Annotated in this window: 10 protein-coding genes; 4 read left to right on the top strand and 6 right to left on the bottom strand. The window is 61.7% G+C overall.

The genetic code is table 11. The annotated features are described in order from the left end of the window. Positions 1-31 precede the first annotated feature (31 nt). Positions 32-1,180: a hypothetical protein gene (locus QQS38_RS08190; RefSeq protein ID WP_479644865.1), complete on the bottom strand. Its 1,149-nt coding sequence runs from the start codon at positions 1,178-1,180 to the stop codon at positions 32-34. Between the two features lie 244 nt (positions 1,181-1,424). Here QQS38_RS08190 and argP point away from each other — a divergent pair, with 244 nt between their 5' ends. Beyond that, positions 1,425-2,390, top strand: a complete 966-nt coding sequence (gene argP, locus QQS38_RS08185; protein ID WP_479644864.1) for an HTH-type transcriptional regulator ArgP — start codon at positions 1,425-1,427, stop codon at positions 2,388-2,390. Here the strand turns inward: argP and QQS38_RS08180 are convergent. The 3 genes from QQS38_RS08180 to QQS38_RS08170 form a co-directional block, all read right to left on the bottom strand. After that, entirely contained in the window at positions 2,359-3,606 is a 1,248-nt protein-coding gene (locus tag QQS38_RS08180; RefSeq protein ID WP_479644863.1) for an SLC5/6 family protein, read from the bottom strand. The two genes, argP and QQS38_RS08180, sit on opposite strands and share 32 nt — an antisense overlap. Further along, complete coding sequence (locus QQS38_RS08175; protein WP_479644862.1) at positions 3,603-4,562, bottom strand: fatty acid desaturase family protein; 960 nt, start codon at positions 4,560-4,562, stop codon at positions 3,603-3,605. The genes QQS38_RS08180 and QQS38_RS08175 overlap by 4 nt, the downstream gene beginning before the upstream one ends. 191 nt (positions 4,563-4,753) lie before the next feature. After that, positions 4,754-5,170 (bottom strand): ACT domain-containing protein, encoded by a 417-nt coding sequence (locus tag QQS38_RS08170; RefSeq protein WP_479644861.1) that lies wholly within the window; start codon positions 5,168-5,170, stop codon positions 4,754-4,756. 598 nt (positions 5,171-5,768) lie between these two features. Here QQS38_RS08170 and QQS38_RS08165 point away from each other — a divergent pair. The 3 genes from QQS38_RS08165 to QQS38_RS08155 all read left to right on the top strand — a co-directional run bounded on the left by QQS38_RS08165 (position 5,769) and on the right by QQS38_RS08155 (position 10,554). Then, positions 5,769-7,448, top strand: coding sequence for a hypothetical protein (locus tag QQS38_RS08165; protein WP_479644860.1), 1,680 nt, complete (start codon positions 5,769-5,771; stop codon positions 7,446-7,448). 144 nt (positions 7,449-7,592) lie between these two features. After that, entirely contained in the window at positions 7,593-8,180 is a 588-nt protein-coding gene (locus QQS38_RS08160; RefSeq protein ID WP_479644859.1) for a hypothetical protein, read from the top strand. A gap of 94 nt (positions 8,181-8,274) precedes the next feature. Beyond that, positions 8,275-10,554, top strand: coding sequence for a peptidoglycan-binding protein (locus tag QQS38_RS08155; protein WP_479644858.1), 2,280 nt, complete (start codon positions 8,275-8,277; stop codon positions 10,552-10,554). 200 nt (positions 10,555-10,754) lie between these two features. Here QQS38_RS08155 and QQS38_RS08150 read toward each other — a convergent pair whose 3' ends face one another. Continuing rightward, entirely contained in the window at positions 10,755-11,285 is a 531-nt protein-coding gene (locus tag QQS38_RS08150) for a single-stranded DNA-binding protein (RefSeq protein WP_479644857.1), read from the bottom strand. A 74-nt stretch (positions 11,286-11,359) separates the two neighbouring features. Continuing rightward, entirely contained in the window at positions 11,360-12,514 is a 1,155-nt protein-coding gene (locus tag QQS38_RS08145; RefSeq protein WP_479644998.1) for an MFS transporter, read from the bottom strand. Positions 12,515-12,704: the final 190 nt, after the last annotated feature.

Raw genomic sequence — 12,704 nt, 5'->3', positions numbered from 1 at the left:
CTCTCTACTAGCGCCGTGCCCGCCGAGCCCGTCAATTGAGCCGGTATCGCAACCCTTCCACCGGCACGGCAGCCGGTGCCGCACTGATCCTTCGCATGACATCGTCGATGACATGGTGAATGCCCCATATGTCCGTATACGAGTACACACCTCGCGCAAATTCGTTTTGCAGATCGGCTTCTCGCCGCTGGATCGCGTTCGGCCAGCCGCGATCCGCCCCGGCTCTGTGATGCCAATCGTGAACGATGAGCGATCCTTGCACGATCAGCAGGCGCGCCGGGATGTGGACGAGCAAATGCTCGGCCCACCATCCGCTCCAAGCACGCAGCCACTTCGTACCCGAAAGCCCGCGGGCGGGCAGCGCTCGCCCGCAAAAACGGCCATGGCTGTTCTTCACATGCGAATCTCGGACTTTCTCTCCGCTCGTTCGCAGCACCCACGCGTGCTCGGTCACCAGATGAAGCAATGAGCAGATGTGATAGATCACAGTGAGCGGAAGCGCGATCGAAATCAAAAAGACCGGCAGGCCCAACACGTGCACCAGGACCGCCAGCGCTGAAAACCACGCGAGGGTCATCGCGACCCTGTAGGTGGGCGCATCGACCAGATTGCTTTTGATTCGCCCCCACCCGTACCGCAGATGGAACAGCGGGTTGACGCATTGCCACAGCAGGATCAATCGCATCCGCTCAATCGGGACGCCGGGGCGCAATCCCAACATATAGATCGCCGCCAGATCTTGGTCTCCCATCGTCGAAAAATCACGGCCGTGGTGCTCGTAGACGTGAAATTGTCGATACGCGTGAAACGGCTGCACGACGGTGAGAGTCGACAATATTTCGCACAGAATCAGGTTCGCGCGCTCGGAACGGAAGACGGCATGATGAACTCCGTGATGAATAACGGTGGCGACGATATAGCGCGCCCCCGAAACGGTGAGCGTCACGGAAACCAGAAGCCAAAACACGCTCACGGCGCGCAGCGATATCGTCACGGACGCCGCCATTCCGCCGAGAAACAGCGCAATGGCCCAAGCAGCGGATTCGAGCGGGCTGATCGACCTCGATGCCCGTCCGTGCAGCTCCTTGCCAGTCAGCCAGGTCCAGAACCCCTGAAATGGAAGACGCGTATACGACTGGCGGATTGCCGCAGATCGTTCTAATTGTTCTCGCAATGTCATTCCGTCACCTTAAGCAATTTCGGCGACAATGCTATCAGCCGCTTGCACCGGCGTATCGCCGTTCAATTTCTTTGGTTGTAGAAGAATGTTTTTAAACGTCGAAACTTGAAATCGATTTTTCTCGACAACGCACCGTGAATAAGGCGCGCCAGAACGATGCCGCCCGCGTGATACTATCGCCGGCGCTTTCCGGCCAATTTCTATCGCAAGTATCGACGTCCAACCAATATTCCGAGGAGCGACCATGCTTGACAGAAGCCAATTGGAAGCTTTTGCGGCGATCGTCGAACATCAAAGCTTCGAGCGGGCTGCAAATGCGCTGAACATCACGCGCGGCGCGATTTCGCTACGCATCAAAGCGTTGGAGGAAACGCTATCAGCGGTGCTGCTGATTCGAAATCGCCCGGTGCTGCCAACCGTGGCGGGTGAGGTCCTGCTTCGGCACGTCAACGCGGTGCGCCTACTCGAACAAGACGTCTATCGGCAACTCGCCCCCGACGGCGGTCGGCATCAGCGCGCAAGGCTGGCCGTCGCCGTGAATGCCGATTCGCTTGCGTCATGGTTTGGCGCATGCACACAAGCGTTGCTCGATGCGCTGCCCGTCGCGCTCGAAGTTCTGGTCGAAGATCAGGACCATACGGGACCCATGCTGATTCGGGGAGAGGTCATCGGGTGCGTTTGCAGCGAGTCCAAGCCCGCGCAAGGGTTCGAAGCGATTCGCCTCGGCTCGATGGAGTATCGCTGCGTCGCCGCGCCCGCATTCGCGCAGCGCCATTTCCCCTGCGGTTTGACGGTGCACGAGCTCTGCTCGGCGCCGGCGATCTTATTCAATCGCAAGGATTCCCTCCACGACGATTTCTTGAAAATGCTGTTCGGCGTGGAGCCGCGACAGTATCCGCGCCACTACTTTCCGTCTCCTGTGGCGTTGCTCAGCGCCATCCAAAACGGCAACGGCTACGGCCTCGTTCCGGTGCAACAAGCGCAAGGGCCGCTGGCATCCGGAGAGCTCGTCGACCTCTCGCCGAAGCGGGGACTTTCCATCCCCTTGTTTTGGCATCACTGGCAGCAGGAACCGCCCCTCGCTCGCCAAGTCACCGATTTCATCGTGCGCTTTGCGCGCGCCGCGCTTGGGGTAAGTGAACTCCCGGATGGATCACTCCAAGAAGCTGAAGGCGCAGCTAAATTGCACGCGCGTATCGGCGCCGGTTGACTTCGAGCGCGAGGACCGACGTGAACATGCCCGCGGCCAAGAACACGAGCTCGACGTTTCCCGTGACGAGACCGAACCATTTGGTCGCGTAAAGCGCAATGGAGGAAATACAGCCCGCAACGAGCGCGCGTTGTGCGGCGACCGGCGGCACGGCAATGTTCAACAGCAGCAGCGCGAACAGCGGGCCGATGCTTGCGATGTACACGACATTGAGGTCGATCATCGTTTCGATGATCGCCTGCCCGCGACTCGCAACGATCGCGCCCAACAACACCACTGCGGCCGATGCCGAAACCTTCGCGTCCGCTCGCGCAATCTCGGGCATCGCCAGGACCGCAGCCGACATTGCGCGGACGACGGCCGCACCCGAGCCCAGCGCGGCGGCGACCAGGGTGAGCAGCATGACCGTCCCCGCCCCGCTTCCGAGACGCCCCGACATGTGAGCGAGGACCAACGGAATCGCTTGCTTCGCGTCGGCAGCGTGCGCAAGCCAGCCCGCGTCGCTAGCCGCGAGCACTGCGGATGCCGGCAATGCGCCCACGACGATCAGCACGACGGCGGCGAGAGCGCAGCCTGCTACGGCGGCGGCCGGGCTGCGGGCCGCGATGATGAATTGCTGATAGTCGGCGCCGGTTACAACGAGAAAGACGACCGCAATCGTCATCGTCGCGAGTTCAGAGCCGCCTACCCGGTGCAGATCGGCTGCAAAGCGCGGAATGGCATGCAAATAAATGCCGAGCCCGCCGAGATCGAGTACCGCCAGCAGCAGAACGACGCTACCGGCCAACAAGCACAGCGCGAAAATCTTCGATGCCACGCCGAGGTGAAGCCGCGCGGCGACGAAGATCGCTAGCGACACGATCGGCAGCGACAACGTGCCGGGAACGCCCACCAGCGATAGCGTCGTGCTGGCCCCTTGGATTTGCGCGGCGAGGACGCCCGTCATCCAGATGACGGAGAGCACGGCGACATAGCGCTTCACGACAGCGCCGTAGCGGTTCCCGAACAAATCCCACACAGGCACGCCGACGCGCCATAGACGAGCCGACAAAAACGCGAGGAGCAGCATCCCGGCGCCAGTCAGCCACGGATACAGGCAACCCGCCATGCCGCGCGACATGGCGAGTTCGCCCGAGCCGAAGAGAAATCCGATGCCGTAGCTTGCGGAAACGAGCATTGCCGCAACCTGCACCGTCCCCAACCGATCGCCGCTCATCGGGCCGGCCCCGTACTTCGACGGCAGCGAACGACGGCTTCGCTACCCCATAGATACGACGTGCAGACGACGCCGCGTGCGCAATAGCTGGGCAAGCAGGAAAGCATGCGCCAGACGTCGGGCAAGCGATAGTACGGCACTGCCGGCACCAAGTGATGCGTGAGATGGTATCCGTTGTTATGCGGGTGAACGATCCAGCGCCAGCGGCGTGCGACGGCCACATCGCGGGTAAACGAATAGATTCCGCCAGTTGCCATTCCGTAGTGATCGCACATTTCGCGCCATGTCGTGATCGCATGAAAACCGGTCGCTTTCGCAACATACCAGGAGATGACGAAGACGCCGGCGAATCCGGGTCCCGCAACGAGTGCCAACAACGCCGCGAGGGCCGCCCACCAGCCGACGAGCGTCAAGCGCCGCGCCGCTCCGAGGTTCGAATCGATCAGGTGGCCAGCCACCGATGCGAGCCAGCCTCCGGCGGAAAAAAGGAGCTTGCGATAGGTGCGCCACCAATCCGGGAAGGAACTCGCCGCAGGCACGATGTAGTCGGGATCGTGCTGGCTCATGCCCAACCTCGCGTGGTGACGGGCGTGCGAGGCCCGGTAGCGCGCGAGATCCGCGAGAAGCGCGGGCGCCAAGAACGCGCCAGCGATCATATCGTTGAGCCGAGCCGTTCGATAAAGGTTTCGATGACCGGCTTCATGCAAGAGATTGCCGAGCGCGCGTTGCCGGTTGGCAATTAAAAATAGCGCCGGCAGCGCCGCGGCAACGCCGAAACGGTAAAGGCACGAGGTCGCCGCCATAATGAGCGCCCAATCGAAAGCGATGTCGAACGCAGGGCGCACCCGACTGATTCCCCGCAGGCCTATCGCACTGATACCGCGTTCGGCGAGCTCTTTGCGGACCTCGTCCGCATCCGCCCATACGGAATCCGGGCCTGCATTTCGTCGATTCATCGCAATGCCATCGAATAGGTAAATCGGAACGGAGGCGACTGGCCTGAGCGCTGCCATGACCTGCCGCGCCGAATTCTATCCAGCGGGGTAGCAATCGGTATCGAGGTTTAAAAATTATTGCCGAGCGCTAGTGCGGCTAACGCCATTGACCGAGTGGCGCCCGGCACGCTCACGCATGCGCATCGACGCGGCTACGACGCTTCTCGGGACGTCGCGTCGGCCGCGATCGAATGAAGCACCGCCATTGCCCGCGCGGCATGTTGGACGGGAACGAACAGGTGGTCGTGGTAAAAGGCCGAGACGGCGTTGCATGGGATGCCGGCCCCGGCCAGGGCGGCACACACCGACGACAAGAAACCGACTGCGGCGAGATCGGAGTGAACCTCGAGCGTGATCAAGCGCGACTCGAACGAATACGGCAGGCCAAGCGAATCGGCGAACGCTTTCTCGGCGATCGCGGTAAGCCCTTCGGCTTCGCGGAAGAGGCAAATTGGCTCGAGGCCATCGGGCAGGCGGTGATCGGCAAAGCTGCAGAACACATAGTGCGGCGACGTCAACCGCGGCGCCATCTCGCGCAGCAGGACTGTCAAATCGCGCTGTTGGCTCACACTGAATTTCCTCGCGTCGAATTTGCCGGCCGCGAAATACTATCACGCACGCAGAGGGCGCCATTGCTTGCCGGCCAGCCCATGCTCAACTGCGTGGCCGGCAGATCATTTTGGCAAGCGGCGCCACCGAATCCGCGCAGTCAACGCTCTTGGATGGGAGGGATCTTCGCGGTCTCAAATAGTGCAAGCGCCAGATGAATCGGCGATAAGCGATCCCGCGAACGCCCGCCCCCTTGCCTATGCTGTGACAAGGACGATCCGGCGCCTAGTCGCGCGTCCGTCGCGATCGATATCAATGTCGCGGAGCACGAGCGATGCGAGCTTACTCGAGGAGCGGGCGTCGAGGATGACCAACCGGTATGCACGGCAACAGTCGAAATATTCGAATTCGCAGCCGAATAAGCACAGGCCGCCTACGGCAAAGCACGAGCCTTCGGACGTGACCCGGCACAACAAGGCGGTCGCGCGCGAAGGCAACCGTATCAATGCAACGGCGCACCAACGCAGGAACCCTGCGCGCGGCTGGCCGGCTGGGCCCCAGACCCCGCCGGCCAGTCAACATTGGACCGTCCCGCGCGACCTACGGATCCCGGATTGGATGACGTTCGATCAGGACGTCGCCACCTTGCAAATCGGGCCGACCCATGCGATGGCGCGCGGCTCATGGCTCAATCGGCTTTTGCTCTTCGCCGCGTTCGCATCCTTTTTGCAGCATGCCGCGGCGGAGGAAACGGCCCGGCATTCGACGGAGCTGCCCGTATGCGGGCCCGACGGGCTGGGCTCGGTGCTTCAGGAAATGCTCGAAGACACGCCGCAAAGACCGAAGGTTTCCGACAGACTTTTGAAAAAGGCGAACATCGATCCGGACAGCAACTGTACGGTACTCGTTCATCCGGTGAATAGGCTCGACGGCCGTAAGCAGTCCGAGCCGCAGCAAGTCCAAATGACTTGCCGCCAAGCCCATCTGGAGAAGGATGTCGCCGGGTGGGTGGCGCAGCGCAGGGTCGCCCCGGCGCTAGACGGTATCGCTTCCGCGAAGGAAGTCTTCGACAGGGCTTTCGATCTTCATCTGAACTACTCGACGAGCGCGATCGCGAGGACGCTGGAGGAGGGATATAAAGAGAAACACATCGACCTGCAATCCGACACGTCGATCTTGTCGATCTGCGTATCCCGCAAGGATCCGATGCTGGCTGGCGCCCCCGTCGGATGCGGGCATCTCGGGCATTTGCACCGCGTAACGACAGCGGGCGAGGAGCAGCACTACGCGATCGTTCCGAACCAATGCAACGAGGTGCAATCCGTACCGAACGATCCCGACGAGCTCATCGATTGGATCAAAATCAATTGGCACCTGTTTTTTCGAGCCCCGCTCATCGATCCCGATGGCCCGCTTCAAGTCGTGGTGGATAAGGTCAAGGAAGGGCTCACGCTCGCCGACGCCATCGACGAGAGTGCTCGAAGAATAGTAAACGGCGTCTTCTCGCCGTTGCGAGCTATCTTCGAAGCGCCAACCTCTTTCGAAACGTGGACCCATGTCCTCAACGATTTGACATTCCCGCTATACGGCACGGTGCGAGCGCTGGAGAAGGGAGATTACGAGGAGGCGGTGCTATCCGGCATATTCGACGCCGCCACGCTGATCGTTCCGGTTGCGAAGGCCGGTCGCGGCGGATGGCTGATGATCAAGCTCGTCAGAAAGCTGCCTGGGGGGCTCAGCAAGGCGGCAAAGCTGAAGCACCTGCGCCATGGGCGCAAGTTCACCAAGGTGGTGGTCAACTCGCAACGCATAGCGGGAAACAACAATGTTGCCGAAAGGCTCGCAAAATATCTGGTTGAAAACAATACGTCGAAGCTCGCAAAGAATGTGTCTCAGGGCGGCGTATGCTGGGATGCCGTCATCAGCTTTCAAAAGGAAGCGGGAATGATATCGCCCGCCACGGCGCAACGGCTCCACCGCGCAACACGCGCCGGCAAATTCGACGAATTCCTGAAAGGCGGCCGCCAGATTGCCACCCCGACTGAATTCTCCAAAACGGCCGCGGGCCAGCGCATCGGGTTCGTCGACGTAAGCGACAATAGATTGAAGCACGCGATGATAACTACCGGGGACGGTAAGGCAATAGGCGTTAATAACGGCTTTCTCAACCCGAAGTTCAGCCCGGGATGGGCATCGATCGATCTAAGGAGAGATTTGACCTGGCGCAACGGCCTCGTTCACTCCAAGGACGGCGGCGTGCATATGCGCTTAATCGTGGATGGCGTCAGCATAGGGTAGTCGTTCCCGGCTTCAGGGAAGTGCGGTTGATCCGTGAAGATCGCCACTGCGGCGACTGCAAAACCTTGGAATGCCTGCATAGCTTTTCTTATGAATTTCCTATGCGACAATGGCGGCCAACTACACTCGGGGACCGATAATTCAATGAAACGCCTTCTTTTGATTGCCTTGTGCCTGGCTTCTTCCTCCGTTTTCGCAGGCGAGCGCAGGCAGGTTCTACTCGCAACGCCGGTCACTTACGCCTCGGGTGCAGGGGTCGTCGAGCGAGTCAAAGACGAGTGCCACATCGACGATATGTTGACGCGCCACGTCGGAGAGGCGCTGCGCCGCCTCAATCGAACAGGGGAAGGGACGATCGAAGTGAATGGCGCTCCGGGCGACGCCGAAATCCTGAAGCTGCAGATCACTTACGTGATGGGCGTCGGCGGCGGCGCGTGGACAGGGCCCAAAGCCATCTCGTTGTCGGCCGATCTCATCGACAACGGCCAGGTCGTCCGGCACACGAAGTTCAAGCGCTGGTCCGTCGGCGGGATGTGGGGCGCCTTCAAAGGCACGTGCTCCATTCTCGATCGCACCGCAGTGGTCATCAGTAAGGATTTGAGTCGCTGGGTACATAACCCGCGGTATGTCATCAAGGATGAAGATGCGCCCGACCAAGCTTCGGCGCAGGAGGCGGCTTCGGCGGCGGGTGCGGCTACGGCGGCGCAGGATAGCGGTGAAAAAGCGAATTGAACGAAGACCGCTAGCCGAACCGCGCCGGGAATCGTGGCTAAACCAGGCGACCCATTCGAGCGTTGCAGATTCCTTGGATTGAACGAAATCTAAAATGCAACTTGGCCCACACGGCAAAACGCTTCTGCAAAACCTGCGTAAGCTTTTCGGTGGCAACCATGTAGACGCGAGCGACATACAACCGACCAGCGAGTCGACCGAAAAGTACACCGCAACGGCCTACGTCGCCTGGCAATTCGAGCACGACCTGACGATGTCCACGTCGAAAGGGAACGCCTCGGTTGCAAATGGTCATTTTGGCTATCGGTCCGCCGACTATCAAAGCCATCTCCAGCGGCTGTGTCAGCAGGCTGTGCACAGCCGGGAGATTCGCGGCGCTTTCATGCAGCGTATCGATGCTGCCGGGGCCGGCGGGCTCGAATTGTCTGCGACAGTCCAGCCGGTGCACGATTTCGGCTCCTACTCCGTGTTCCGGCAGTGCGGATCCTGCGCCGGGAGCGGGCGCATCTCGTGTGGCGGCTGCGCTGGACGAGGTAAGAGAGCTTGCGGTGGATGTGGCGGCGCCGGTTGGCATAACGAGACCGTCACGCACACCCGCTGGAACGGTCACCGCCACGAAACCTACTCGCAGACAGTCCAGCGTACGTGCTCTTTGTGCGGTGGAGGCGGCCGCGTCGTTTGCACGAGCTGCGGCGGCTCGGGTAAGCAAACCTGCAATGCATGCGCCGGACACGGCTACTTCACGGATGTCTGCCACGTGAGGGCGATGGCTAGACCGTCATGGCACGTACCAGGACACACCGGCCTGGCTGCAGAGTCGTTGGTTCGCGCAATGGAGCTGAGGGGGCCGCGCACCGTGCGTGAACTGGTGCCGCTCGAGCTCGCCGGCAGCGAATACAGCGAAAAGGACAACTGGGTCGTGCGCTACACGGGCGCGGCGGACGTCGTTGAGCTAGGCATCGCCGTCGCGAAAGTCGACTATACGGTTGCCGCTGCCGGCACGCATGTCATTCCGATTAAAGCGCCCCCGGTATTCGACCAGCTTCTGGCGCGCGAACTCGAGGAAATCGCATCGCTGGCGAACCGGGGCAAGAGCAGCCGTACGAGCATTCGTCGGCAGGCCAAACGCCTATTCGCGATGTTCCGCGGGGTCCCGATACTCGACCAGGCTTTGCGAGGCGTCGCGAAGCTAGGAAAGGACGCCCGCTCCAATCCGGCACCCGTGGTAGTTCGCGTCGCCGAGGGGTTTATTTCAAGAGAAGCAGCGAACGCGATCGCCACTGCGTTCCTGCACACCTTGGACAAGGTATCCCCGGCCAATTCACGTGCTGCCTGGACATTGGTGGCTCTGTTCCCGTCCGTCGCGAGTTTTGTCTACGCAGCGAGCAATTTCTCGGCGTTCTCGCCGGCAAATCCGCTGCATGCGGTCTTACCTCTATGCGTCGCCGTAGCTGGCGCGGGTGTGGCGATGCTCGTCGTATCGCCGGCAGGCTGGATATTGAGTGCTGCGGTGAGTGCTGTCTCGAGGCTCAAGGTACCGGCCGAGTACCGGCAACGCGGCCGCAACTGGGACCCTCTCAAGGGCGCTTGCCTGTTCGCCATGTCGGCATCGTTCGTTGGAGCCCTCTATGGCGCAGCGGCAGCCATGCAATGGGTCCCGAATATACGGACTGCGGCGACGCCGGTCCTTGATTACGCGGCCGCACATACGTCGCCGGGAAGCGGTGCGAACCGATTGTTCGCTGGGTTGGCAACCTCGACGCCGGCGAACGCGGAGTCGCCAGCCGATATTCGACGCGCAGTGCAACGATTCCTGATCGCTCATGGCTATCTTCACGGTCGCGCCGACGGCAATTTCGGCGCGCTCACGACTGCGGCGATTGCCCGCTATGAGCGGCAGGAAACACTCGATCCGTCAACTCCGCTTGCCGAACTCCTGGCACACATGCGGACACCCCCACGCCCTACGGCTACCGCTCGCGGCGTCGCGCTAACCGCGCCATCGCCCACGGAGAATCCGAGTCGAATGCCGATACCGCCTGAACCTGCTTCACGGTCAGCAAGCCCCGCTCGACGCAGCGCAACCGTAGCAGCGCAGACGGAGCGCGCCGCCGCTGCCGTTGCTTGCAAAGACGACGGAACGTTCTTCGGCAAGACGGTATGCCAGAACCCCGTTTTGGCCGAAAGCTACCAACGCGAGCTAAGAGAATACGAGGCGGCGCAGCGGCGGCTGGGCGGTGTCGACAACGGGATTCGGATCGAGCAGGAACGTTGGCTCGAGACGGTTGTTCACGATTGCGTGAACACTCAATGCCTGACATCCGCGTTCGATGAGCGGGCTGCGGACTTAAGCGTGCGATATCGCGGCGGCTAGGATGTCGAGTCACCTCAGCCGGGGACATTCGCAGCGTATTGATCGCGTATGGGTTGCCAGTTGCTTCGCTCTTTCCAGGCAAACGCTAATTAACCAAGAGAATCGGACGATCTGCGAAAAAGCAGAAAAGAACAAAGCCCGCGTGCTCCAAGCAGGCGGGCTTCGATCAACAGAACTGCGTACTAGCAGTAGCGTAGAGGTTAAAACGGAATATCGTCATCCATATCATCGAGCCCGCCGCCTGCTGCCGGCTGGCTCGGCCGGCTAGCACCGCCGCCGCCACTCCCCCCACTACGCGCACCGCCGCCGCCCGTCGCGCGGCCGCCGCCGCGCTGCTCGGCCGGCTCACGGCTGTAGCCGCCATCGTCCCCACCGCCCATGCCGCCGCCAGCGCCGCCGCGGCCGCCGAGCATTTGCATTTGATCGGCGACGATCTCGGTCGAATAGCGATCCTGCCCGTCCTGCCCCTGCCACTTGCGCGTACGCAAACGGCCTTCGATATACACGGCCGAACCTTTCTTCAAATATTCGCCGACGATCTCGGCAAGGCGCCCGAAGAATGCAACGCGGTGCCACTCCGTCGCTTCCTTCATTTCGCCCGATGCCTTGTCCTTGTAGCGATCCGTCGTAGCCAGCCGGATATTGGCGATGGCGTCCCCGCTCGGCAGGTAACGAATTTCAGGATCGGCCCCGAGGTTGCCGACGAGGATGACCTTATTTACGGATGCCATGAGTCTCTCCAGTTAATCCATTGCGCGACGGCGCCCGCTGCACGAGCGCCAAGCACGCGACGCGTAGAGTCGCGTCAAATCTTACGCACGGGCTTCATATTGGCGGCGATTATAAGCCAGCCCAACACGAGACCCGAACATGCATAGAACACGGCGTCTTGACCGACCGACTTCATCAGCCAGCCGCCCACGACGCCACCCAGCGCAAGGCCGATCGACTGCGTCGTGTTGTACACGCCCGCCGCCGCGCCCTTGCGCGTGCCGGGCGCGAGCTTCGACACGAGCGAAGGCTGCGACGCCTCGAGAATATTGAAACCGAGGAAGTACACGAACAGAATCGCAGCCACGGACAAGATCGTATGCGGCGCCGTGCCGAGCAGCAATTGGCCGATCAGGATAAGCGTGATCGCGCCGCAGAGCACGGGCTTCATCTTGCCCCGTTTCTCGGCCGCGATGATCGCCGGCACCATCATGACGAACGAAAGGCCCATGACCGGCAAATACACTTCCCAGTGCGAGGCGACAGGCAAGCCACCCGCCACGAGAATGCGCGGCACCACGAGAAACAGCGCCGTTTGCGTGGCGTGCAGCACGAGCACGCCGAAATTCAACCGCAACAGCTCGACGTTGCGCAACACTTCCGCGAACGGGGCCCGCACGTGCACGGGCTTGGGCGCGTCGGGCACGATCCACAGCACCACGCCGATGGCGAGCAGCGACAACCCGCCCACGAGCGCGAACAACCCGTTCATCCCAACCCACTGATAAACGATCGGCGCGCCGACGATCGCCACGGCGAACGAAATGCCGATGCTGCCGCCCACCATCGCCATCGCCTTCGTGCGGTGCTCGTCGGCGGTCAGATCGGCGATGAACGCGATCACGGCGGAAGATACGGCCCCCATCCCCTGGATTACCCGGCCCACGATGATCCACGTCATATCGTGCGCCATTGCAGCGACGAAACTGCCCAGCGCGAAGATCAACAAGCCCGTGGCGATGACGGGCTTGCGCCCGAGCTTGTCGGACGCCCAGCCGTAAAAGATGTACAGGAGCGACTGCGTCACGCCGTACGCGCCGAGCGCGACACCCACGAGCAGGACGTTTTCGCCGCCGGGGATCGTCTTCGCGTACACCGAGAAGACGGGCATGATCATGAACAGGCCAAGCATGCGCAGCGCAAAAATGCCGGCAAGCGAAACCGTGGCGCGCAACTCGGGCGCGCTCATACGCGAGGATGTAACGGACGGATTCGACATCGGAAGCGAGCGTGGAAGAACCGGGGCGACGCCTTTAGGCCACTGCCAGCCCCCAAGTGAATCCCGTTCGGGCCGCCCCCGCAAGAGGACTTCCCCCTAAGGGCTGGCTTTCGGTGCGCCTTCGGCGCCGGGCCGCCTCGAGCGCGGCAGCCCGCCAGGG

The sequence above is a fragment of the Trinickia sp. Z7 genome, assembly GCF_056498045.1.
The sequence above is the reverse complement of the archived record's forward strand: the minus strand, read 5'-3'. Positions and strand labels throughout refer to the sequence as shown.